Raw genomic sequence first — 24,790 nt, forward strand, 5'->3', positions numbered from 1 at the left:
GCAGGAGGAAGTCAGTCATGAAGGTGAAAAAATGGCAGGATCTTATTGCCCCGGCAATTATCTATTTTGTATTATCACTACTTGCGCTTATCGTCGTTTACCCGTTCATCCATGTTATCGCAGTATCCTTCAGCGGCCGCGGTGAGGCACTCCGCAGCGGTTTCCATTTCATCCCAAGGGACTTCGAATGGAGAGCTTACAAGGAATTGCTGGAGTATCCATTCATCTGGTCGGGCTATGCGAATACTATATTCCGCATGATCGTAGGCACCCTCTTGACGCTGCTCGTCACCGTCTGCGCTGCTTATCCGCTGTCGCGACCGGATTTTCCGATGAAGCGTGTTCTGGTCATGCTCCTGCTGTTCACCATGATCTTCGACGGGGGCATTGTGCCGAATTATCTGCTCATTAAAGAGCTGCATCTGCTGAACTCACGCTGGGTGTATGTGCTGCCTTCGGCAGCTAATGCCTTCCAGGTTCTGGTCATGCTCTCATTCTTCCGCTCCATTCCGGATGCGCTGATTGAAGCAGCCCGTATCGACGGAGCCAGAGACATTAGGATCTTGTTCCGTATTGTGCTGCCACTCTCTATTCCGTCCCTCGTGACGATCGGGCTGTGGTCGCTGGTTCATCATATCAACGCATTCATGGACAATCTGCTGTATGTTACCGACCAATCGAAATTTGTCCTGCAGCAAGTCATAAGGCAAATTCTCATTGAGAACAAGCTCGATCCGTTCACTACAGCAACCAATCTGATGCCTCCTGCGCCAGAGAGCCTGAAGATGGCGTCAGTAATCGTATGTTCTTTGCCTGTGCTCATCATTTATCCTTTCTTGCTTAAGTACTTTGAGAAAGGAACAATGATCGGGTCGGTGAAAGGGTAAGCTCCGGGGAACCTCACGGTTCCCTTTCGAATTAAAACCGATAACAAGGAGGCCTGTATTGACATGAAGAGAAAAGCGGTCATTGTCTTCTGGATTATTGCCTTGATAGTAGGTTTAACCCCGGGGGTTGTCCCGGGTACGGAGATTCAAGCGGAGGAAGCCCCAAGTCCCGGAGCAGTCTATTTCGTAGCGGGAAATGGAAGCGATTCCAACTCTGGCGTGGAGGCGGCCCCATTCCGTACCCTGGAGAAGGCCAGGGATACCATCCGCCAGCTGAAGCAGGGCACGGGTCTGCCTGACGGCGGCGTTACGGTTTATTTGAGAGGCGGCACATACAGCCGTACCGCAAGCTTCCTGCTGGAGGAGCAGGATTCGGGGACGGCAGACAAACCGGTCACCTACAAGGCATATCCGGGTGAATCCGTGCGGCTGAGCGGCGGCCGGCAATTGGAGAAGTCATGGTTCACCCCGGTAACAGATCCGGCGGTTCTGAACCGGATCATCAGTCCCGATGCAAGATCCAAGGTTCTGCAGGTCGAGCTGCCGGGGCATGGCATTACCGATTACGGAGTCATGAGCCGTCATGGCTACTACAAAGCCAATGACGTAAGCCAGACTCCCCCCATGGAGCTGTACATTGAAGGCGAAGGGATGACTCTGGCGAGATGGCCCAATAAGAGCACGGTCCAAATGGGCAATATTCTTGATCCGGGACCCACCCGCAAGGATGCCGATCTGCAGACCCGGGGAGGCACTTTCACCTATACTTATGATCGGCCTGAGCTCTGGACTCAGGCGGACGATATATGGCTTGACGGGATTTTTGGCTACAGCTGGGAATGGTCGTACAATAAAATTGCTTCTATTGATACCGGGAACAAGTCGATCACATTAGCTTACGGGGAAATGAGCGGTCTCTTCAAAAACTGGTATCCGGACTTCCATTTCGCCCAGAACCTGCTGGAGGAAATCGACATGCCAGGGGAGTACTACATTGACCGGAGCCAAGGCATCCTGTATTTCATGCCGACAGCCGCCTTCCAGGCGGACAATCCGGAGATCACTGTATCCATGCTGAAGACACCCATGATCAATACGGCCAATACGTCGTATGTGACCTTCGAGGACCTGATTCTGGAGAACGGCAGGGATTCCGGGGCGGTCATCATGGGCGGCAGTCATGTCCGGCTGGTGCACTGTGAGATCCGCAATTTCACTGAAGGGGGCGTACGGGTCAATACCCAGAGCCGCTGGTTGTACAATGACTTCGTCAAGGGCACAGGGGTAAACCATGCCATCGTGAATACGCATATCCATCATGTGGGGGGGACGGGAGTCATACTGAACGGCGGCGACAGGCTGACGCTTGAGCCGGGCAACAATGTGGTGGAGAACAGCCACATCCATGACTTTGCTTATTATCATAAAGCGTATAACCCTGCCGTAATTCTGACAGGAGCAGGGAACCGCATATCACACAGTGAAATTCATGATGCCCCGCATCCGGGGATTCTGATCTTTGGCAACGACCATGCCGTGGAATACAACAACATCTATGATGTGTGCAAGACGTTCTCCGATCTCGGAGCTATCTACATGAACCTGGGGGCTGCACCGCAGGAGCGGGGCACGGTCATCCGGAGGAATTACTTCCATAACATTGGAGAAGGCAAAGCCGGGGTTCAGGGGATCTATCCGGATAACTTCACCATGGGAATCACAATTGAAGAAAATCTCTTCTACAAGATGGGCAATTCAGCCATTCTGAACAACGGGGGCGCTCATGTCCGCACCAAGAACAACATCTTTGTCGACGCCAAGGTTCCGTATGATTATGCGGATCTGTACCTGGGCGATGGACCGGAGCAGCAAATCTCCAAAAACTATATGCAGCCATGGCATGCTTTGTTCGAGAAATACAATAACTTCGCCGGTATGCCGCATCTGGTCAAATACCCGGAGCTGGCGGACTTCTTCACAGAGAACCGGTATTATCCGGACACGAACACGTTCCAGAACAATGTGATCTACAATCCGACTAGAACGATAAGCAGCACGACGAATGCAAATGGTGCTTATGATAAGTTCAATCTGGTCCAATACGCCAACAACTGGGTAACGAAACAGGATCCCGGCTTCGTGAATCTGGCGGGCGGCGATCTGAATCTGAAGGCGGATGCAGCGGTGTTTGAGCAGATACCGGGCTTCCAGGCGATCCCCTTCAGCGAGATGGGAATCTCAGGTAAGGCAGGCCCTTATCTCGCACCGGATAATATTCCCGTCCAAGGTGTCGTGCTGTATGACGATAGCCTTACCCTCGGCATCGGGAAAACATCTACCCTGTACTCGGCGGTTCTTCCCTGGAACGCCACCAACAATAAACTGCAGTATACCTCCAGTGATCCTTCCGTGGTGACCGTAGATGCAACCGGCAAGCTGAGAGGGGTTAACCTGGGGACCGCAGTAGTTACAGCAGTATCCGCCGACAACCCGCTCTTAAAGGATGAGGTTCAGGTGACGGTCGAAGTCGGTGACGGGATTATAGATGAAACGAATTTCGAGAACGGCCGGAATGGCTGGCCGGCCGATGCCAACCGGAGTATCGTGGAGGCCGACGGCGGCAATCACATGTATAAGCTGCTCAAAGGCGCTACGACGCTGAATGAGAACGACTTCAATAATTACGAGCTGAGCTTCAAGCTGAAGACACCTCCAGTGATCCCGGAATCGGCCACATTCTATATATTCGACCGGCTGAATCCGGGCGGCAACGGAGGAAGAATCGGATACCGGAAATATGCTGACGGAACTTCTACCTGGATTCTCTACAATGCAGCCTGGGGAACCGTTAAGCAGAACGCACTGTCTGCCCCGGACCTGCTGCCCGATACCGTCTACAACATGAAGATCATCGTCAAGGGTTCAGAAATTAGCGTCTATGCTGACGGCAAGCTTAAGCTGAAGGCCACTGATCCGACCTTTAATCCTTCCGGAAAAGTCGGGTTCTACGCCGGCGGCTTTGACTATCTCTTGTTCGATGACATCAAATTTATGGTCCCTACAAAAAATGTAGCCGGGCTTATGCTCGACAAGAGCAGCGTCAATATGGTAATGGATGAACAGACGCTACTACAGGTCCGGTTCGATCCGTCGGATGCCGAGAATCGTTCCGTCGTCTGGCAGTCTCTTAACCCGGAAATTGCCTCTGTCGATGAGAACGGAACAGTCACCACACACGCCAAAGGGGAGACTGTTGTCAAGGTAGCCTCCGTTGCCAACCCGGAGGCCACCGCTTCTGCTCGGATCATCGTGTCGGATATTCTTCATTACACAGATTACGATTCGGGAGCCAACGGGTGGCCGGTGGATCCGAACCGCAGCCTTGTGACGGTGAACGGAAACAAGATGTACAAAATTCTGAAGGGCGCCTCTGCGCTTCATCCGAAGCTGTTCACCGACTATGATCTGACCTTCAAGCTGAGAACGCCTGCTGTGATGCCGGATCTTGGGACCCTCTATGTGTACGACCGTTCTGTCGCCAGCAATTCAGGCAAGATCGCATACAAGAAATTGGCAGACGGCACTTCACAGTGGATTCTCTACGGTCCAACCTGGACGGTGCTTCAGACGAAGAATCTTCCAACCCAAGACTTGCAGCCGGATACCGACTATACTCTTCGTATTCTGGTGGATGGCGCCAGCATCCGCGTCTATGTGAATGGAGAGCTGAGACTGGATGGTTCCGATCCCAAACATAATGCTTCGGGAACGGTAGGTTTCTATGTGGGCGGTTTCAGTGAAATGTGGTTCGACGACGTGAAATTTATGAGGATTGACAAGACCGCACCTGTTAGCACAGCTGTCTTGACTCCGGCGCTGCCTGATGGTGCGGACGGCTGGTATACTCAGCCCGTTACGGTCCAATTGAATACTGCAGATACGGGTACTAGTGTAACCGACACCGTATACAGCATAAATGGCGGAGACACATGGCTGCCTTACCAGGGACCGCTGACCTTTAGCCAAGACGGCCAGTATTCGCTGCTTTACCGCTCGGTTGACTACGCCGGAAACAGCGGGGAATCGAAAACCTTGAGCTTTAAGCTGGATAGTAGTGCCCCTGAGTTAACTGTGGCAGAGCCGGCCCCGAAAGCCTATGCGGGGACAGAATCGCTGACCTTGTCTTGGGCGGCCACCGATGGGATGTCCGGGGTGGATTCCGCCAAGACCGTTGCACGGCTGGATGAGCAAGCCGTAGAGCCGGGAACGCAGGTTCCACTGTACACGCTGGATATCGGCTCTCATACGTTCGCGGTATCCGTCAGCGACAGCGCGGGGAACAGGCAGGAAAGCACAGTGACTTTCTCAACGTATGCCGACGTAAGCTCGCTGAAAGCACTCGTTGGCCTGTTCAAAGAGAAGTCTTGGATAGACAATCACGGGATTGCTAACAGTCTGCTGGTGAAGCTGGAGCATGGTAAAGTGGAAGCCTTCGTTCATCAGGTTCAAGCCCAAAGCGGCAAGCATATCGGGGCTGAAGCGGCTTCCTATCTGCTGCGGGATGCCAACCATATCCTGCAAGGGATGGGAGAGCAAGATAAACTACAGGATGGGATCCCCGGGTAAAAAGAATTAAACAAAACAAAGCCTTGGACGAAGTTGTCCAAGGCTTTTGTTCGAATATAGAGTTTATATGCTTCACGCTATAAATTATCCTTTTATTTCTCGCTATCTATTTCCCGGGAGCCGAGCGCTTGTACGGGGCGATTATCATGCGGGAAAATGCCTTCGAATTTGCCGATTTGCTCATCAGACCATTGAACCGGATTTTCCAGGACGATCCACTGCACCCCTTCGGTACATGGAGGTGTGGTGAGTGATCCTTGGTAGCGGAACGAGTGAAGGTCTTTTGGAAGCAGCTGGTTCATATCGAAGACACCCTCAACTTGGACTTCCTGTTCGCTCTCCTCGGAGGGGAGCACGGACCAAAGCTTTTTCAGCTCAACATTTTCGGAGCCTTTAGTGATTAGGACACTCAGCACAGCAAGCGTCTCGTCTTCACTTTTATGGACAAAATGAAGCTCCATATCGGCATGTTTGCCATCTACCTCATGCTCGCTGGGCAGGTGGAAATGAAACTGCTGCAAGATATAAGTCTTTCCTTCAAGGGTGATACGGTTGTCCTGGTTCTTAAGGTTAACCTGGATCGTATGGCCGTTATTAATGATAGACACCGGGGATGGCGCATACTCAACCTTGATCGGGGACAGGCTCTCATCATCCTGCACTTTCTCAGGAAGAATGTTAATCGGTGACTGTGCCTTCCCTGTACTGCAGGTTGTGAACAGTTTATCCAGTTCAGCCCAGTGTTCCGGGGACGTTTCACCTTCATAGGACCAATGCGCAGGGTGGGCGCTTACTGTGGTAGCAGGTTCCTTATTCGCTTCTGCCTCGTCTTTCTGATCGTTGCTCCCGCATCCCGCCATCACAGACATGACCATGATGGGAAGCAGCATTCGGGACATCTTTTTGTTGATACGCATACGTCATCCTTCTTCCTTTTGAGTAGTGGTACATTTTAATTTATATTGTAAATATTGGCATGCTCAGCATCAAGTGAAAAAAGGCTCAAAGTTCTCAAAATGGTTCTAACTATCCAGGCCGCCAGCGAATCCAAGAACTTGCTATCCGAATCGAATATACATATAACCAGAAATTCTAATCCAGTTCGAAGAGGTGGTTTCCAAATGAAAAGGCAGGCAGGGCCAGTTAAGAAACGGAAGCTTTCACCCAGACCCCGGCCCCAAAACAGCTTGAAGCTTAAGGTGAAGCCGCAGATTATTAACTTTGCCGTGATCGGCGATAGTCATGTGGGCTATGGGAACAGCTCGGCTATTTTTAGAAAGCTTTTACCAAAAGCTGTGGGCAGCGGGAACAAGAAGTTTGTGATTTTTGGCGGGGATAATGCCCAGGCCGGAGCCAATCATGGAAATAATGCCGATGCCTTCTACAAGGACTTCAAGGATGCGGTTACCAGCACGCTCGGGAGCATTCCTTATAAAGCATCAATAGGAAATTGGGAGGCAAGCACTCAGTCCTTGTTCAAACAATATTTAGGTGCGGTTGCCGGGCAAATGAATTTCCCCGGGACGCAGGCAAAGGTGAAGTATGTATGGCTGGATTGTGCGCTAGGGGCATTCACACCGGAAAGCCTAAATATTCTTAAAAATCTAGACGACCGCCATTATTATATTATTGATTTTCATTGGCCATTGAAAGTGAGCGGGATTACGGTTGCTCCCAGTCATGTGTTAAGCGGGGCGGAGACGAACAAGTTTTTTACGGCGATTCCAGCAAAAGTGAGAGATAAAGTGCTGGCCATATTTACACACCACGGGCATTTGTTTTATCGGAAGCTGGCCAATATTTATCCGGGGTTCCCTACAACTAAATTCTTCGTGTGCGGATGTTCAGGGGATTATAAATGCAAGCCAAACGGTGATCGGGGGTATTACAACGCCACATTGACCATTAATGGGTCTGCTGTTTCTGTGAATGCTTATAAGGTGCCGGTTATGTAGCTCGAGACTAAAAACCAATAAATCTATTGCACGAAATACAGCAGAATGCGATTTACCGGAGAATAATGAGCATTCTACTGTATCGAGTGCAATTATATGAATAAAAGTCCTCATGCAATTACTGCACACTCAGATTATCCCAATTGATCTGGAACTCCTTCAGCATGCCTTCTTTAGTCAGCTTGCCGCCGAGATAACCTTGAATGCTGCTGGATAACTCCTGCGGCATTCCGTTCGGCAGACGCGACCAGTTCCAAGTCAGCGCCTGATCCTTGTCTGTATAGTCCAGCACCTCAGCGCCAAGTGCACCGAGTTCCTCTTCGGTTCCCTTAATGCTGTCGAGCGCAGGGATGAACTGGAATTCCTTGGTGATATATTGCTTGCCGGTCTCCGAGGTAACGAGCCAATCCAGGAAGACCTTAGCTTCCTCTTTAACCGGGGAGAACTTGTTGACTACCCAGTTGCTTGGCACCCCTACATAGAGCTTATCGTTATCTTCCGGGGTATCGTCAATCGGCATCGGCAGGATGCCCAGGTTCAGATCCGGGTCAATCCCGTCAATCTGGCCTTGGGTCCAGTTGCCCTGCTGCATCATCGCGGCTTCCCCGCTGGCCACCATGGTGACCTGGGTATTATAGTCGGTCGAGAGTGGATTCTTGTTCCCGTATTCCACCGTCAGGTCAAGCAGGTCGATCCACTTGGAGAAAACCGGGTCTCCGGCGAAGGACTTGGAGCCGTCCGTCAGACCGGTGATGAATGCTTCGGGATCGGGCTGCTGGGCGAAGGCTACGTTCACATTGTGGTTACCGAGCACGAACCATTCCTGATAGCCGTTGGCAAAAGGTGTGATCCCTGCAGCCTTCAGCTTTTCGGCAGCCTCGCGCAGAGCGGCCAGAGTCAGCGGCTTCCCGGTAATTCCGGCTTGCTTGAACAAATCCTTATTATAAATGAAGCCGTATCCTTCCAGATTCATGGGCATGCCGTAGAGCTTGCCATCTACAGTCATTTGTTGGGCAGCCAGCGGCTTCACATCCTTAGCCCAGGCTTCTCCGCTCAGATCCTCCAGATATTCCAGCCACATGTTGCGCTCATTGTTGCCGCCGATAGTGAAGATGTCCGGCTCATCCCCGGACGAGAACTTCGCCCTTAGGGAAGCGCCATAGTCGCTGCCGCCGCCGACGCTCTGAATCTCCAGCCGGATGTCCGGGTGTTCCTTCTCGAATTCAGTCTTGAGCGAAGCCAGTGCTTCGGAGATCTCGACCTTGAACTGGTAGATATGCACCGTTTTGATTCCACCCGCATTGTCGCTGCCGCGTCCACAACCGGCCGTTAGCAGGGCCAGCAGCAGGGAGCCTGCGAGGAGAATTCCACGTTTTTTATTCATATTGATTCATCCTCTCTGCCTGAAAAGTCACATGTATCGTCAGCCCTTGACGGAGCCTTGGGCGATCCCTTCAATAATATACTTCTGCATCAGCAGGAAAAAGATGACTACAGGTGTAATCCCGAGCACGAGACCCGGAAGCGCCAAATCCCACTGCTTCGTATATTGCCCGAAGAAGCTGTAAGTGGCGATGGGAATGGTGCGGAGGGATGGGGCCTGCAGAATGAGAGAAGGCATCAGGTAATCGTTCCAGATCCACAGGGTGTTCAGAATAATGACGGTGACGATGATCGGCTGCATCAGCGGCAATACGATCCGGAAAAAAGTACCGAAGGGGCTGCTGCCATCCACCCGCGAAGCCTCTTCAATGTCGATGGGTACCGATTTGACGAAGCCGTGGAAAAGAAAAACGGTCATTGGCGCACCAAACCCCAAATACGCCAAAATCAGACCGGCCGTCGAATCCATTACGCCCAGGCTGCTGACGATCTGCACCAGCGGAATCATGATCGCCTGGAAAGGAATAACCATGGCCGCTACGAGCGCGATATAGAGGAAGCGGTTGTATCTGCTGTTGTTGCGGACCATTTTATAGGCACACATGGAGCAGAGGAAAGCCAGCAGGATATTGCTGATTACCGTGACGACAAAAGAGTTCAGGAAAGCACGCGGGAAATTGGTAGCTTTCCACGCTTCGGCATAGTTGCTCCACTGGAACACGGAGGGCAGCGCAGCGGAATCCGAAAGAATCTCGCTGTAGCTTTTGACCGAATTGGCTAGCAGGAAGTAAAACGGAACCAGAAAAACAAGCGCCAGCACAATCATCAGTAACTCGGCAAACAGCAGGGGGACACTGGATTTTTTGGCGGTAGTCTCCATTACAGCTCCACCTCTCTTTTCTTGGTTGCACTAACCTGCAGCAGGGAGATGACGGCCACAATGACGAAGAAGACCATTGCTTTGGCCGACCCCATGCCGAACCGGCTGATCGTGTAGGCCTCATTGTAAATATTAAGCGCGACCGATTCGGTAGCCTTGAAAGGGCCGCCTTTGGTCAGCGACAGGTTCAGGTCGAATAGCTTGAAGGACCAGGAGATGGACAAGAATAAGCAAACGGTTACAGCCGGCATCACCAGCGGAATGGTGACATGGCGCAAGGCTTGCATACGTCCGGCCCCGTCCACTTTGGACGCTTCGATCAGGCTCTGCGGCACGTTGTTGATGGCCGAGATGTAGATCACCATCAGATAACCTGCATTTTGCCACACGAAGACGATTACAATAGCCCAGAATGCAGTGGCTTCCGTGCCGAGCCAAGGCAGATTAAAGAAGGACCAGCCGGTGGCCTGTCCCATGGAGGCAAACCCCCTAACAAAAATAAACTGCCAGATGAATCCGAGCAGCAAACCGCCAATGACATGGGGGACAAAAAATACCGTTCTCAGCACATTGCGCGTAAATAGCTTGCGGGTCAGCACATAAGCGAGTGTGAATCCGAGCAGATTCGTCAGCACCAGTCCAAACAAAGTAAACTTCGCGGTGAACCAGAACGAATGCAGAAATGAAGGGTCTTTGGTGAAAATATGTAAATAGTTCCGCAGCCCGGTCCACTCGACATGCCGTGAGATTCCGTTCCAACTGGTAAACGAATAATAAAGGCCCAAAAAGAATGGAATCAGGACAATAACAAAGAAAAACAGGGAAGTTGGCCCGACAAAAATAAACTGCTGCATCAGGCGTGATCTTTTTTTATGGTCCATCGTTCCTCACCCCTCTGTATAAAGTAAATATTTCATTAAATAACCGGATCACCGATTAACCAAACAAGGAAAGCTATAATTTACCAGATTTTACTCGCTGGGGTGTCTGACAATGGCATTCATTATGGTCGGGCTCAAGTAGATGAACAGGGGGAAGACCCGGTGTTTGGCGGGGCGAATTATACTCACAATATCACCGTGCGGTGATGTCATTGACGCGAGAAAACTATAAGCTCTATAATCTAAAAAAACGGACGAAGAACGTCCCGTACTCCATGGCAAATTGGGGTGCGGGATTTTTTTGTGCAGAGGAGGAAGCTGGGAATGGGTTTTGCTGAAGAACACCAAAAGTGGCTGGATTCTCATAAGAACCGTAGAACAGGAGAACGACTTGACCGGTTGGTGCGAGGGCATGGGCATGGTGAAAAAATGTTTGTGGAGCGGGTCTGGTGGCCGATTTTTGGACATATGGATGATCTTCATCCGGAGTACGAAGTCTCGGATTGGCGGGGACGGCCTTATTTTGTTGATCTGGTCTGGAAACCGGGACAGGTTAAGTTTGCCATTGAGATCAAAGGGTACGGGCCACATGTGCAGCAGGCCGATCGGACCAGGTACCGGCAGGAATTAAACAGAGAAACTTATCTGCAAATTGCAGGGTATCGTGTAGTCGCGGTTCCCTATGATGATTTGGAATCTGTACCGGAGCTGACAATTCCTCTATTTAAAACTTTATTGGCTCCAAGCTTGTTGAAGATTGCGGATGGGGAGAGTCGTCCGTACAGCAGGCTGGAGAGGGACATTCTACGGATGGCGACACGTTGGAATGGGTTCATCCGGCCTGTTGATCTAGTGAACAAGCTTGGAGTGAATCCACGTACAGTCAAGAAATCTATGAACTCTTTGTGTGAAAAAGGGAAGTTTAGACCTGTGCTGGCCCAGGGTAGCAATCGAATTTGCCGATATGAATTTATACACTCGTTCATGGATAACGAGCTATGGTAATCCTCTAATATCTCCGGAATTGGGCAAAGTGGCGGAATGAGATGTAAAAATGCTTCTCATATCGCCGAAAGTAGGCAAAGTGGTGGGATGAGAGGTAAAAATGCTTCTCATATCGCCGAAAGTAGGCAAAGTGGTGGGATGAGAGGTAAAGATGCCTCTCATTTCACTCCTCTCGTGAGCTGGTACGGTATTTTGTTCGCCGATTCCTCACTAGGAACGGTTTCAGCACAGGCTTGATAGCCCTTTCATAGTGTGGGTATGGTGGATTGGTCACACTAGAAGGAGGTTGAGGCACATGTCAGGAGTTCTTGGCAATCATTTCGTTACGCAGATTGGGATTTTGGTGAATGATATTGAGAAGGTAAGCCGGGAGTATGCGGACTTTTTTGGACTGGCGGTTCCGGAAATTATCATTACCGACACGGCAGATATTGCCCAGACCCGGTATAACGGCGGGGTGACGGAGGCGCGGGCCAAGCTCGCTTCCTTGCAGCTGGAACTGATTGAGCCGGATCATCAGCCGAGCACTTGGCGCGATTACTTGAATGAGCATGGGGAAGGGCCTCATCATATCGCTTTTGTAATCGAAGGAATAAACAGCACTCAATATGTTCTCACAGCAGCTGCATGTGTATTTGCAAGAACGCGGCGTACAGGTGCTGAGCGTACACCCCGGCTGGATGCATACGGATATGGGCGGGAAAGAGGCGTCGACGAACCCGCGCAGCAGTGCCGAGGGCATTATCAGCCTGATCGAGCAACGCCGCGCTCCGGAAGGGCATTTCATGTTCGTAGATTATACAGGCAAAGATATGAAGATATAATCAGCCGCAGCCAGGTGCTGCGGTCCCAGAAACGTGTGCGGATGAGGCTGTATTTGTGAGTTTTATAAGGCGGGAATACTATCGGGGAAGGTAAAGCTGATTTTCCGGAAAATCCGGGGTCAGCTTTTTTTATTTTTCTGGCAGCTAATATTATAGAAACAAACCATGTACTCCAGAAAACAGAGATGTTAATATATTCACATAGTACTTAACACATCTATTAACGAGTGCTTAATGGAGGAATATCTATGAAAAAACTATCGTTGAGTTCATTAGAACAGGCGGGTGTTTCAGCTTGCGGTGTTCAGCGCATTCAGACAGCTGCAGCACAAATGGTTGAGGACAACATTACGCCCGCACAAGTGATTGTGGCCGCGAGAAGGGGAATTGTAATCGTCCATCAAGCGAATGGAACCCTCGGATCTGAGCCAGACGCAGCCGAATTAGCTGTTGACACGTTATTTCCACTCTGCTCCATAACGAAGCTGTTTACCGCAACAGCTGTTATGATCTTGGTTGAACAAGGGAAGATAGGACTGAATAGACCTGTTTCGGATTATATCCCCGAGTTTACAGGAGAAGGGAAATCAAAGGTTTGCGTGCATCATTTGTTGACACACACCTCTGGTCTGGATGTTGGGGTCATCCGGTTGAATGGAACTGAGAAACTGGCAAAGGGAGAGTTCCCTGCAAGCGAACCCAATCAGGATCCGGAAATTCATCAATACTTGTACGGCGGATATGATGCACCGCTTAGCTTCGAGCCAGGGACTGTCATGTCTTATTGCGGGTATGGTTATGAGCTGTTGGGTGAAATTATCCGGCGCACCAGCGGTCAAGCTTATGATGAGTTCGTAAAGGAAAGCATTTTTAAACCGCTTGGAATGGAAAATACATATTATCGGGTTCCGCAGGAAGCACGCAGCAGAGTCGTTAGACGCATACCGGAGGCAGCTTGTGCAGAGTGGATAGAAACCGAAGAGCAATTAAATTCTGTATCGGCCGGGGGCGGTGCTTACTCTACTGCCCTGGATCTGGCTGTATTTGGGCAAATGTTTCTGAACGGCGGAAGTTATAACGGGACACGGCTGCTCAGTCCGGTAACTGTAAAAGAAATGACACGCAATCAAATTCCCGGTGTATCCTCGCAATATCGGGATGAGGTATTTCCTGAAGCGTATTGGGGATACGGCTGGGCGGTTAACGGGACAAAACGTGATGGCGGAGACCTATTCTCACCGCAAGCCTATTCGCATTGGGGTGCAGCGGGGCCTTTTCTCTGCGTCGATCCGGTCTATCAGACAGTAACCGTTCATTTTTCTGTGGAGCTTGACCACCGGAAGCCATTTAAAAATATGTACGTTGATTACTTCAACAATACCGTTCTTGCGGCAATAACAGACCTATAAGGGTAGTCGTTTCGGCAACTCGTCAAATTGAAGCTTGTATGCAGCTTGTCTAAGGACAGGCTGCTTTTTTTGCGTGAACGGTAAAAACTTCAATTTCAAAATATTGACAATGATCCTGATGCTGCGTAAGATGAGAATAACAAAAACGACAATATGTCGTTATTTTGAGTGAGGGGGAACAATGTATTCCAAAGGTTAGTGAGGCATATACAGAGAATAGAATCAATGAAATTTTGGATGCAGCGCTGGAGGTTAGTGCGCGTAAACCGCTGCATAAAGTAACAATGAAGGATATCGTGAGACAGACCGGACTGAGCCAAGGGGGCGTCTATAAGTATTTTGCCAATATTGAAGAGGTGTGGTTTGCGTTGTCCAACCGTTTTGATCTGGAGATAGATTTCAAAGGTTTTTTAACGCAGCTTTTTGCGGCCAGCCGTTCGCCTGAGCAGACCCTTCGCGCAATCTTTACCTTCATCGGGCAAGAGATTACGGCCTCTATGGAGAGTGGCTACAGCAAATTGGCTTTTGAGCTAAATGCAATCTATGCCAGTCAGCCGGAGCTGGTTAAGAAGCAGCTTGCTGAGCAGGCTGCGGAAGCAGAAGCCGAGTCCGGGCACGGCTACAATTATTTCTTTCAGCAATTGATGAATTATTGTGCAGAAGGTGAAGCTAAAGGCCAGTTCCGGCCCCTTGTTCCCTTAACCGACATCCTGATGCTCATTCAGGTAACCGTGGATGGAATCATCCGCGATGCCACGCTGGAGCTGTGTTTTGCCGGTGATGAGCTCCCTGCTGAATTAAGTGTGCGGCAGAGTGTGGAGCGGCTGATGGACAGCTTGTACATTTCTACAATGACCTTATTAGGAGGCTTTTAATTATGCGTAAACCAAGCGCACTAAAGTCCTGGCTCCTGCTCATCCTGTCCCTTCCAAAGGGGATCGCGGCGTTTGTAATTGCCGTTACAGGCGTATGTGCCGGCTTGCCGCTGCTTATTCTAGGGATTGGACTGCCTTTACTGGCTGCAACATTTACCCTATGCCGCTGGATGATGGCCAAGGAGGTGCAGGCGGTAACAGGGTGGATGCAGGGAGAAGAGCAACCGCTCCAAGCTGAGGACTCCCGATCCATTGTGGATTGGAAGGATTGGCGTTCCATGCTGTCTATTCTTTTAAATAGTAAGAGCTACCGGGGGATCCTCTATAGTATAGCCCAGCTTCCCGTAGGCATTGCCGGGTTTACCCTTGCTGTCACGCTTCCCGCCGTTGTTATTGCGATTATATTGTCACCGGCAGCTTACAAGTTAAGCAAGGTCTTATCCCTTTCTTTTGATCTGTATTCCTTTGACGGGACGATGAATCTTTTCTTGCCGTGGCTCAATGTATATCAGCGTTCCTGGGTAGCGGCTGCAATCGGCATAGTGCTGGTCCTGTTGCTGCCTATGACTATAAGGGGGTTGGGGAGATTATATTCCGCCTGGATTGGGGGGATAGCCGGTGACCTCACCTATGGAATGAAACCTGTGTCTATTAACAAGGGTGCAGGGTCGAGAGTATAGCAGGGCAGGTTTAACTTTTATAAAAAGAGACACGATACCCTAGGGATATCGTGTCTCTTTAAAATGCAACGGCTCCCCTCAAAGGGGAGCAGCCATTTCTTTTTGCACTCTCTGCTATTAGCGGCGTGACTTGGTAATCAGGAACGGAATGACGCTTCTTGCAACGCCTGTCGGGTTTTCAAGGATGATAACCCACTCCGAGTCGCTGTTCGGGAAGCTGTCTGTCGGCCAGGCGGAAGTCAAATCGGAAATGGTCCATCCCGCACTAACGACAGCTCTGCCTGTTCCAGCAGATAAAAAGAGGAAAAGAAAGTCGTTGGCTTCGATGGTTACAGCGGGAAACTGAATACGGCGGAAACCATTTCCAAGGTTTTGCGTGGAGCGTGCTCTGTTTGGCCGCAGGGTGACTCTTTTACCTTTACCTTTGGCTTTTTTTCTAAGTGCTAGTTTTTTTACTGCCATTTTCTGCTCGCCTCTTTCTTCGTAGGATAGATTATCTTACGAAGAAAGAGGGTTGTGAGCTTGTATGAATGTATATGGAGATTAATCCAAATTATTCTAGAGTTGCTTATTTAGATTTTGGCCGGATTACCTTAAGCATGGAAAGCTCTTTCGGAGTGAGCCGGGGGGTATAAGCAGCATTGCCGTTATGGGTATCTACAACCTTTACCCGGCCTGCTCCCTGTCCCCCAGGACGTGCTACACGCACCCGGAGTGCCCGGAGTGCCCAATCGACGGGAAAGGCAACCGAAGTCTTTCCGTCCTCTGTACCGGCGTAATTCACAGCCGCCGCGAAATTATCCGCGCTTCTTAGCCAGACAGAACCGGAGTCTCCAGGAAGCGATACCGGTGTATCACTCAGAATGATCGATTGATTGCGGAAGGTTAGCACGCCTACATCCCTACCATAATCTACCTGTACATCCGTATTCACCGAATCGACTCTTCCCCTAGTCAGACCTGTTGTCCGCCCTACTTTTTTGAAACGCTCCCCTACACGGTAGGAAGTGACATGACCCGGAATGGTGCCTACCGTTGCATATTTCGGACTGAGAATGCTGTTTCTTACAGGGCGGGACAAGGCCGCATCTATGCGGTTAGTTCCATTTGTCTTCAAAGTTACAAAACGCGATAAATACCCGACCCGATCCCGTACGGTCCGCCCTTCATCCGCGCCGCCCGGCTGCAGCGTTTCCGCCCGGTTGTTGGAGTTGGTCGGATTGGTAAGCACGTGGTTATTGCTGAGCACATACAGCTGATTGCCGCTGCTGACAATTAAGCCTGCGGTTCCTGAACCGCCGGTCGTACCAATACTGTAGCCTGCTACGACTGGACGAATCCGGTCCTGGTAACTTGCATTGCTGCGTATTTTTTTGGTCTTTACTACCCGGATGGGGACATTTATAGGTTTGCCTTTGAGCAGCGAGGAGAATTTTGAGCCCCAACCCAGGGCGGTACTGCTCACGGCGTTAGCGTAGAGGATCACGGCTGCGCCTTTTTTGGGATGTTTGGGGTCGTAATACCCTATCCCGACTCCATGAATTTTCCGGTTCTTGAGCACGGTACTTGCTATGTTTTTCTTTATCACAAGAGCTTCAGCAAATGTTGCCACTGTTTCATCACCTAACCTCATTAGAATAAGATAGTATATTATCCTGAGGTGTAAAAGGCATGGGCGATTATCCGCTCTTTTATGAAGTCCAGAGGCGATTTATTTATTTTGTCTTACATGCCGCACAATGACTGGAATGTCAATATGCCCTATTTGTCTAACAATAAACTATTGTCCAGCCCCTTTATTCACTATTTTCATATGATGCAGGGTAAGGAAAAAAGTGATGAAGGGAATGAAGACAATGGGGCTTAATTTTCGCAACAGTACAAGTGAGACGATATTTGTTGCCTATGCTTACCCGGATTTCAGCTGTTCTCCTGTCAACTACGCCACAATCGGCTGGTACCGGATCGAACCGGGCCAGTCGAGACAAGTGTGGAGCGGGTATGCCGGGGGCAACACATTCTTTTACTATGCAGAGAGTGACAGCTATACCTGGTCAGGGGGATACTATACAGAGATCCCTAATGACGCCTTCAATCAGTGCTGGGACAGCGACTGCAACGACTGCAGAGAACTTGGCTTTCGTAGAATTCCTGTCAGATCCAGCGTCCGCAACTACACAGTTGTGTTAATCTCCAGCAGCAGCCGAAGCAAAAAAGGGTTAATCCATCTTCGGACAGCATTGCCTACAAAGCCTGGAAAACGGCTAACGCGCAGAGTTCCGCTGAAGGCCAGAAAGCTAGCCCCGGGAAGACCTGTTTTGGCCAAACGCAGAGCCGTGCCTAAAAGACGGAGAAGATAGTGAACGCAAAAAACTTCCTTTTTATCTTTGAATAGACTGGATGAATGCAAAAAGAGTGCACCTATCATGGATAGGGCACTTTTTTTTTCTAAATCAAAGGATGTATTATCCCGGATTATCCGGTGACGGCAAAGGCTCTCATTAACGCGCCTTCCAGCTCACAAGTATCAATAGGTTTCAGCAGGGAAACAATGCCCCCTTTGCTGAAAGCTTCGAGGACAAACGGATGGCTGCTGGTGACAATAATTGTACTCTGCGGATATTGGGTATTGGCAAGGCGTTCAGATAAAGGCGCTTCTCCGAGCAGCAGCAGCTTGGCATCGGTCACAATAATATCCGGTTCATGTTCGGTAATCAGCCGAAGGGCTTCCTGATCGCAATTGGCTTCAAGAATAACCTCCTCTTTAAAATGAAGCTGTTTCAGCATCAGCTTCAGGTGATTGCGTACATGAGGTTTGTCGTCAACAAGCATGATTTTCATAATATTTCCTCCTGTCTGGTTGCATTTAGGATTCATACACCTTTTGTGCGGAGTAGCGCTGGGGGAGCAACATAAGTGCAAGGGAGAATACAACAAGCAGCAGGCAGCCCCAGTAAGCATTGCGGTATCCGACCCACTCGGCAGCGGCCCCTCCGGCCAGACTTCCGGCCAGCCGTCCGATGGTAGTGGCATTGGTATATAACGTTGAAGCATATCCGGGCAGATCAGGGAGCAAATCCTGAATGTAGCTGATTCCGATGGCCGAAATCACGGCAACAAAGAAAGCCAGCAGCACCTGTCCGGCCAAGAGATGCCATAATTGTGTCGAGGCAAGCACCAAAATATAATAAGCCGCCCCCAGTAGTATCCCCCAGAACATCAGCACACGATTGGAGGTTTTGGCAGACAATACCCCTAATACGAGCATGAATGGAATCTCCAGCAGCGCACAAATACTCGAGACCGTAGCTACATTCTGCGTACTGCCGCCCAAGGTGTTAATGATGAACAATGAGATATTCAGATTGTTAAGCCAGTGCCCGGCATATAACAGGGTCAGCACCAGAAACGGGATAAGCACTCTGGCGTTCTGATGCAGCTTCAGCTGCGTTGCGGTTTGAATACCAGCTGGCTTCTTTGATACGGGACGTTTCACGAAAAAGCAGACCAGCAAGGCATTAAGCAAGAAGATCAATGAGGTGCTCATAAAAATACCCTGGAACCCCAAGTGATTAAGGATAATAGAGCCGATCAGCGGGCCGGTGATAAACCCCAGGGAGAACATCGAGCGCAGACTGGAATTGGCAAAGGCATGGTCGGCGGACGGGCTGGTGTTTACCGCTTCCCGCGCACTGGCGAATAACTGCGGCATGGCCGGAGCACCAAATGCAGTGAAGACCGTCATGTACAGCAGCAACGCATAAAATTCGTGGATGAATAAATAACCGGCAAAAGCCAGTGCGTTGAACAGCATGGCTGTGAACATGAGTGTTTTACGGTTCAGTCCGGAATCGGAGCGTTTGGCAATGATCGAGCTGAGCCAGACCCCGCTGATTAAGGTCACTGCGGTAAAGATTCCGAAGGTTCCTGCGGAAACTCCCAGCTTTGTTGTGAAATAAACGGCCAAAAAGGGAGAGCTGATGGAAATGGCCATCCCCTGCAGCATCATGCAGATCATAAACAGGGAGTAGCTTGGAATCAGGAAAAGCTGGCGGGTTCGCGTCAACATGTACGTAAAGTTTCTCCTTCACTTTCTAGCCTTGCGGTTATCTCTTTGATTTGGTTATAGTATAGATAATGGCTTGCGATTATTAAATGTTTTATCTGATTGAAAAGCTCTACTATTTGGCTGAGGCGGTGAACGATATGGACCTGAGGCTGCATGCCTGCGCCTATTCTTTTCATACACTTCCGTTTAAATCTTCCTTTACGCCGCCACCGTTTTTCCTGTTCCGGCTGCAGGTGGTGGGCAGCTGCAGGGCGCTTGTAGACGGCAAAATGAGTCTTGTCCAGCCAGGCGACTTATTAATCTATCGTCCTGGAGAGCCATATCATTTAGAGGTAGATGCAATTAACGGAAAAATCGAAAGCGGCGACTATTATTTACTGTGTGAAGGTTCTTGGATCGAAGAATGGTGGGAATCCCAGCTCCGGCTGACTCAGCAGAGAGTTCATCTGGATGAAGGTATGCTCTCGTTATGGCAGCAGCTCAGCATCGAGCAGCACCGTATCGCACAAGGTAACCCTGAGCTGATCCGGCATTTATTGTGTGCGCTATGCCTATCTTTTGACCGTTTGTCGGGTGAAGCTGTCTCAGGGCCTAACCCGCAGGGACGCTCGAATGAACTGGTCTTGCGGATGAGACGTTATATTAACAAAAATGCGCTGAATCCGCTAAGAGTGGAGGAAGTTGCCAGATTTGCCGGACTCAGTGTATCCAGAGCCGTACATCTTTTTAAAGAGCTGACGGGTTATACCATTATCCAGTATACACAGGAGATTCGCCTGTCCAACGCCCTGGAGCGTATCCGGTTTACCGACTTAAGCCTGGAGAATATTGCCGGGAGCTGCGGCTTCGGGACGTATTCCTATTTTCACAAGGTATTCAAAGCCAGGTACGGCCTTTCTCCCAAGGAAATCCGCAGCCGGCCGGCTTCGGCAGAGCTGAACTACCAGGACAGCAGATTTGTTATCCATCACGCGGACGGTAATCTGTCAGGCATCTCCCCGGATGCCCGGCGTTTTCTCAGTTCATGATTAGAATCTCTAATTATGAACTGATTTTTATTACAATTGTTAAGGTGTTGCTGCTTACGGTAATCTTTTATGATGGTGAAGGAGAGTCCTGTGGAAGCGCCTTAATCGGCTATCCATGCGCTATGATGAAACCGTTATCACAAAGATTGAAGGAGTGAACCACGAATGGAAACAGCTACATACCCATATCAGCAGACGGATTTACCTGTAAATGAACGCGTGCTAGATCTGATCTCCAGATTGACTTTGGATGAAAAGGTAACCCTGATGCCGCAATATCAAGCCGCTGTAGAGCGCTTGGGCGTGGGAGCCTATAAACATGGTACGGAAGGGGCTCACGGAATTTCGTGGCTGGGCAAGGCAACTGCTTTTCCTCAGGTCAGCGGATTGGCCTGCACCTGGAATCTGGAACTCTTGAAAAAGATCGGCTCAGCCATCGGCGACGAGGCCAGAGCGTTCTACAAGAAGAATCCGGCTGTTAACGGCTTGACGTTATGGGCACCTACGGTAGATATGGAACGTGATCCGCGCTGGGGCCGTACGGAAGAGGCATATGGCGAAGACCCGGAATTAACCGGACGCCTCAGCACCTCACTGGTGCAGGGAATCCAAGGTGATCATCCCAAGTATTTGAAAGCGGTAGCAACACTGAAGCATTTCCTCGGCAACAATAATGAGATCAACCGCGGCGTGGATTCGTCCAGCATTGATCCGAGAAATATGCGTGAATATTATCTGGAGGCCTTTAAGCCTGCCTTCAAGGAAGGCGGCGCCAAGTCCATGATGACCGCCTACAACTCGCTTAATGGGGTACCGGTCATCCTGCATCCTGCGGTGATGGATATTGTCAAAGGTGAATGGGAAATGGACGGCTTTATTGTAAGCGATGCCGGGGATTTGTTCGGTATTGTGAAGGATCATAAATATTATGAGTCATTCGCCCAGTCGATGGCTGAATCGATCAAAAACGGGATCGACAGCGTGACAGAAGAAACGGCAGAGACGATCAAGGTTATTCATGAAGCACTGGCTGAAGGGCTGCTTGCCGAGGAAGATCTGGACCGTGCGCTGTTCAACACATTCCGTGTCCGTTTCCTTCTGGGTGAGTTCGATCCTGAAGAAGGCAATCCGTATACGGCAATCGACGATTCCGTCATCCTCAGCAAAGAGCATGGCGAGTTGTCGCTGGAAGCTGCGAAGCAGTCTATTGTACTCCTGAAGAATGAGAACAGCACGCTTCCGCTGAACCCGAAAGAGTTGTCCAAAGTTGCGGTCATTGGTCCGCTCGGCGACGAAGCTTTCAGAGACTGGTATTCCGGCACCCTGCCTTATGCTGTCACACCTCTGCAGGGAGTGATCAAGAAGCTTGCAGGCAAACAGGTATCCTTCGAAAGCGGCGATGACCGGATCATCCTAACTTCGGCCGCAACAGGCCAAGCCGTAGGAATCACCGGCGAGGACGGCAGACTGGCAGTGCTACATGAGACTAAGGAGCGCGGAGAATTGTTCCGTCATACGGCCTGGGGCTGGACGAGCAACACTCTTGAAGCTACAAGCCGGGGACAATATGTTACCCTTAGCGACGCCGATACACTGACGGCTTCCGCTGATGAAATCTATGGCTGGTATGTGAAGGAAGCACTGAATATTGTACCGGAAGCCGAAGGTACAGTCAGCCTGCGGACCTGGAATGACAAGCCGATCTCAATCCATGCCGAAGACGGCACACTGCTGGCGAAGGAGCAGGAGACTGATGCCAAGGCGCACACATTCCGCAAGAACATTGTCGTGAACGGTGTAGAAGCTGCGGTCGAAGCCGCGAAAGCCGCAGAAGTTGCCGTTGTATTCGTCGGCAACCATCCGCTCCTGAACGGCAAAGAAGAGATTGACAGACCGGATATTGTCCTGCCGGAAGAGCAGGAGAATCTGGTTAAGGCTGTGTATGAAGCCAACCCTAATACAGTGGTGGTTATTGTCGGAAGTTACCCGATCACTTCTACATGGATTGATGAGCATATCCCTGCGGTCCTCTATACTTCCCACAGCGGGCAAGAGCTGGGCAACGCGATAGCCGACGTTCTGTTCGGCGACTACAGCCCGTCGGGCAAGCTGAATATGACTTGGTACCGGTCGGTGGATCAGCTTCCTCCGCTGATGGATTACGACATTATTAAAGGTAAAAGAACGTACATGTACTTTGACGGTGAGCCGCTGTATCCGTTCGGCCACGGCCTGAGCTACGCGCAGGTATCTTATAACAGCCTGTCGCTGGCCGCCGGGGAACTGGAGCAGGACGGAACGATTAACCTGTCCGTTCAGCTTGAGAATACCGGTAACGTGGATGGCGACGAAGTCGTTCAATTATACGTGCAGTCCTTGTCTTCCCGAGTCACACGTCCACTGAAGCAGCTGAAGGGGTTCCAAAAGATCCGGCTTGCCGCAGGACAATCGCAAACGGTGGAATTCACGTTGCCGGTTGCCGAGCTGGCTTTCTGGGATGTAACGCGTGAACAATATTGTGTTGAAAACGGCGATTATACTGTGATGATCGGCCGCTCTTCAAGTGATATTCAATTGACCGCCCAGATCAAAGTGCATGGCGAAACGATTCCGGCCCGCAATCTCTATTCGACGGTCAAAGCCGAGAACTATGACGACTATGAAGAAGTATATCTGGATGAATGCAAGGCGGGCGGCGCTTCTGTCCATCCGGCAGGTGAAGGAGCATGGATCGCCTTCAAAGATGTGGAGTTCGGTCAAGGCACCGCAACGTTCCACGCGCTCGTATCCTCCGTGACCGGCGGCAGCATCGAGGTCAGAACAGAAGGCCCGGCAGGACAATTGGCGGCGACCCTTGAGGTTCCTCCGGGCGAAGGCCTGCAACAGTGGAAAACATTGTCTGTTCAAGCTGAAATTGAAGCTGGCGGAAACGATGTGTATCTGGTCTTTAAAGGCGAGGCGCTGCTCAGCCGCTTCCATTTTTCCGTGTAGCTCCAGCTAACTAAACGTAATAGGGTATAATCCTATTGAAAGTCGCATATTATGCGGCTTTTTTTTTATGGGATTAAAGTGTCGACAAAGAAATTATAAAAATTTTTTGCTACTCAAGACTCAAGACCTATTCAACAAATAATTCTAAAATTGAATAGGTTTGTTTCACAATCAACATTGATATGCGACGAAGAGGCAATTTAATTGACCAGAAGAGATCACTTGCTCTCTTTCCTATGCAGATATCTTACAAAAGAAAGCGTTAAATTACTCAGTCGGAGGAATCACTATTTTGAGAAAGCTATCATTCGTTATTGCCATTATTATGTTAGGTGCAATGTTGTCCGCTTGTTCTGCCATTACATCCACCGTGGAGCAAGCGCCTGCAGGCGTTACTTCCGGCGAGAGCAAAGAAATCGATAAATACAATGCGTATGTGAGGCTGAATAACTTGATGACTGGCAGAATCAACGAGGTTCTGGTTCATTATTTCGAGAAGTTCGGAGTTGATGCGCAGCCTGTAATCGAGAAAAACTTTAGCTTCATCATGCTCGGCGTTGCTGAAACTGAGCGGGAAGTTGTTGATAAAGCGAACAGCTATACCGCAAGCAAACCTGTTTTTGCGAATGCAGACCCCTTAGTGGTCAAACTGACCCCAGTCATCAATGATCTGTTGTCCGTCCAGGACGATTTGAAAGCCTACTATGATACAAGAGGCTACGTGGATGATGATTTCGCAAAAGGAAAACTGCTGCATACCAAGCTGGTAAGTGCAAATCTCGCTTACGAGACTGTCGCCAAACAATACTTCACGGCTTTGCAAAAATTGGGTAACGAGCAGCGTCTGGCTGAACTGCAAAAACTCAAGGATTCAGACCAGCAGATCAGATATAATGCCTTGAAGTTCATGATAGATGCAGAGGCTACGGCCATTGAAATGGATGAGCAGGGAATCACCGCCGACAATGTGCTGCAGCTTGATATGACGAAGTTTAAAGCTAAATACGACATCATGACCGCAGATCTGAGTGCGCTCATGACAATCTCAAAAGACAAGAAACGAATTCAAAAAGAAGGGATTAACAGCTTCAGTATCGAGAACTATGTTGATTCAGCCACTGAGGCAAAAGCGGCCGCTTCGAAAATCATTGAACGCATCAATAAGAAGGAACCTGTATCTGATTCTGATCTGAACGGCCAGTTCCTGAACACTACGGATGGTACACCTGAGAATTTCAATTATAAGCTAAGCAAGGCAGTCGAAAGATATAATGAAATGAATTAAGCGTGTCTAGCG

The 24,790-nt window shown here is 49.9% G+C and carries 20 protein-coding genes; 12 read left to right on the plus strand and 8 right to left on the minus strand.

The window, feature by feature from the left end:
• Nucleotides 1-17 precede the first annotated feature (17 nt).
• Both NST99_RS07990 and NST99_RS07995 read left to right on the plus strand, forming a co-directional pair.
• Nucleotides 18-887: a carbohydrate ABC transporter permease gene (locus NST99_RS07990; protein ID WP_341090921.1), complete on the plus strand. Its 870-nt coding sequence runs from the start codon at nt 18-20 to the stop codon at nt 885-887.
• 63 nt (nt 888-950) lie between these two features.
• Nucleotides 951-5,513, plus strand: a complete 4,563-nt coding sequence (locus NST99_RS07995; protein ID WP_341090922.1) for an OmpL47-type beta-barrel domain-containing protein — start codon at nt 951-953, stop codon at nt 5,511-5,513.
• Nucleotides 5,514-5,605: 92 nt separating this feature from the next.
• Here the strand turns inward: NST99_RS07995 and NST99_RS08000 are convergent, their stop codons facing one another.
• Nucleotides 5,606-6,430 (minus strand): carbonic anhydrase, encoded by an 825-nt coding sequence (locus NST99_RS08000; RefSeq protein ID WP_341090924.1) that lies wholly within the window; start codon nt 6,428-6,430, stop codon nt 5,606-5,608.
• Between the two features lie 204 nt (nt 6,431-6,634).
• Between NST99_RS08000 and NST99_RS08005 the strand changes: the two genes are divergently transcribed.
• Nucleotides 6,635-7,468: a metallophosphoesterase gene (locus NST99_RS08005; protein WP_341090926.1), complete on the plus strand. Its 834-nt coding sequence runs from the start codon at nt 6,635-6,637 to the stop codon at nt 7,466-7,468.
• Between the two features lie 118 nt (nt 7,469-7,586).
• Here the strand turns inward: NST99_RS08005 and NST99_RS08010 are convergent, their stop codons facing one another.
• From NST99_RS08010 to NST99_RS08020, 3 genes are read right to left on the minus strand one after another with little or no spacing between them, the layout of a single operon-like run.
• Entirely contained in the window at nt 7,587-8,852 is a 1,266-nt protein-coding gene (locus tag NST99_RS08010) for an ABC transporter substrate-binding protein (RefSeq protein ID WP_341090927.1), read from the minus strand.
• A gap of 39 nt (nt 8,853-8,891) precedes the next feature.
• Nucleotides 8,892-9,731 carry a carbohydrate ABC transporter permease gene (locus NST99_RS08015; RefSeq protein ID WP_341090928.1) on the minus strand — a complete coding sequence of 280 codons (840 nt, stop codon included), beginning with the start codon at nt 9,729-9,731 and terminating at the stop codon, nt 8,892-8,894.
• Nucleotides 9,731-10,612 carry a carbohydrate ABC transporter permease gene (locus tag NST99_RS08020; protein ID WP_341090929.1) on the minus strand — a complete coding sequence of 294 codons (882 nt, stop codon included), beginning with the start codon at nt 10,610-10,612 and terminating at the stop codon, nt 9,731-9,733. The genes NST99_RS08015 and NST99_RS08020 overlap by 1 nt, the downstream gene beginning before the upstream one ends.
• A gap of 324 nt (nt 10,613-10,936) precedes the next feature.
• On the opposite strand from NST99_RS08020, the gene NST99_RS08025 reads away from it, so the two are divergent.
• The 5 genes from NST99_RS08025 (at nt 10,937) to NST99_RS08045 (ending at nt 15,405) form a co-directional block, all read left to right on the plus strand.
• The gene (locus NST99_RS08025; RefSeq protein ID WP_341090930.1) at nt 10,937-11,617 is read left to right on the plus strand and encodes a hypothetical protein; all 681 of its coding nucleotides are present in this window, start codon (nt 10,937-10,939) and stop codon (nt 11,615-11,617) included.
• Between the two features lie 295 nt (nt 11,618-11,912).
• Complete coding sequence (locus tag NST99_RS33650) at nt 11,913-12,500, plus strand: VOC family protein (protein ID WP_445744955.1); 588 nt, start codon at nt 11,913-11,915, stop codon at nt 12,498-12,500.
• 189 nt (nt 12,501-12,689) lie between these two features.
• The gene (locus tag NST99_RS08035) at nt 12,690-13,850 is read left to right on the plus strand and encodes a serine hydrolase domain-containing protein (RefSeq protein WP_341090932.1); all 1,161 of its coding nucleotides are present in this window, start codon (nt 12,690-12,692) and stop codon (nt 13,848-13,850) included.
• Between the two features lie 164 nt (nt 13,851-14,014).
• A complete protein-coding gene (locus tag NST99_RS08040; RefSeq protein WP_341090933.1) occupies nt 14,015-14,725 on the plus strand; it encodes a TetR/AcrR family transcriptional regulator in 711 nt (236 codons plus the stop codon).
• A 2-nt stretch (nt 14,726-14,727) separates the two neighbouring features.
• Entirely contained in the window at nt 14,728-15,405 is a 678-nt protein-coding gene (locus tag NST99_RS08045; protein ID WP_341090934.1) for a sensor domain-containing protein, read from the plus strand.
• 117 nt (nt 15,406-15,522) lie between these two features.
• On the opposite strand, the gene NST99_RS08050 is transcribed toward NST99_RS08045, so the two are convergent.
• On the minus strand, nt 15,523-15,867 hold the full coding sequence (locus NST99_RS08050) for a hypothetical protein (protein ID WP_341090935.1): 345 nt from the start codon (nt 15,865-15,867) through the stop codon (nt 15,523-15,525).
• 106 nt (nt 15,868-15,973) lie between these two features.
• Complete coding sequence (locus NST99_RS08055; RefSeq protein WP_341090937.1) at nt 15,974-17,017, minus strand: hypothetical protein; 1,044 nt, start codon at nt 17,015-17,017, stop codon at nt 15,974-15,976.
• A 226-nt stretch (nt 17,018-17,243) separates the two neighbouring features.
• On the opposite strand from NST99_RS08055, the gene NST99_RS08060 reads away from it, so the two are divergent.
• The gene (locus NST99_RS08060; protein ID WP_341090938.1) at nt 17,244-17,765 is read left to right on the plus strand and encodes a DUF1036 domain-containing protein; all 522 of its coding nucleotides are present in this window, start codon (nt 17,244-17,246) and stop codon (nt 17,763-17,765) included.
• Nucleotides 17,766-17,880: 115 nt separating this feature from the next.
• Here NST99_RS08060 and NST99_RS08065 read toward each other — a convergent pair whose 3' ends face one another.
• Together NST99_RS08065 and NST99_RS08070 are read right to left on the minus strand one after the other, a co-directional pair.
• Nucleotides 17,881-18,246 carry a response regulator gene (locus tag NST99_RS08065; RefSeq protein WP_341090939.1) on the minus strand — a complete coding sequence of 122 codons (366 nt, stop codon included), beginning with the start codon at nt 18,244-18,246 and terminating at the stop codon, nt 17,881-17,883.
• A gap of 25 nt (nt 18,247-18,271) precedes the next feature.
• Nucleotides 18,272-19,474, minus strand: a complete 1,203-nt coding sequence (locus tag NST99_RS08070) for a sugar efflux transporter (RefSeq protein WP_341090941.1) — start codon at nt 19,472-19,474, stop codon at nt 18,272-18,274.
• An 86-nt stretch (nt 19,475-19,560) separates the two neighbouring features.
• Here NST99_RS08070 and NST99_RS08075 point away from each other — a divergent pair, with 86 nt between their 5' ends.
• The 3 genes from NST99_RS08075 (at nt 19,561) to NST99_RS08085 (ending at nt 24,778) form a co-directional block, all read left to right on the plus strand.
• A complete protein-coding gene (locus NST99_RS08075) occupies nt 19,561-20,502 on the plus strand; it encodes an AraC family transcriptional regulator (RefSeq protein WP_341090942.1) in 942 nt (313 codons plus the stop codon).
• Nucleotides 20,503-20,667: 165 nt separating this feature from the next.
• A complete protein-coding gene (locus NST99_RS08080; protein WP_341090944.1) occupies nt 20,668-23,493 on the plus strand; it encodes a glycoside hydrolase family 3 protein in 2,826 nt (941 codons plus the stop codon).
• Between the two features lie 292 nt (nt 23,494-23,785).
• Nucleotides 23,786-24,778 carry a YiiG family protein gene (locus tag NST99_RS08085; RefSeq protein WP_341090945.1) on the plus strand — a complete coding sequence of 331 codons (993 nt, stop codon included), beginning with the start codon at nt 23,786-23,788 and terminating at the stop codon, nt 24,776-24,778.
• Nucleotides 24,779-24,790 lie beyond the last annotated feature (12 nt).

The organism is Paenibacillus sp. FSL L8-0470, from assembly GCF_038008625.1.
GTDB lineage: Bacteria > Bacillota > Bacilli > Paenibacillales > Paenibacillaceae > Paenibacillus_AQ.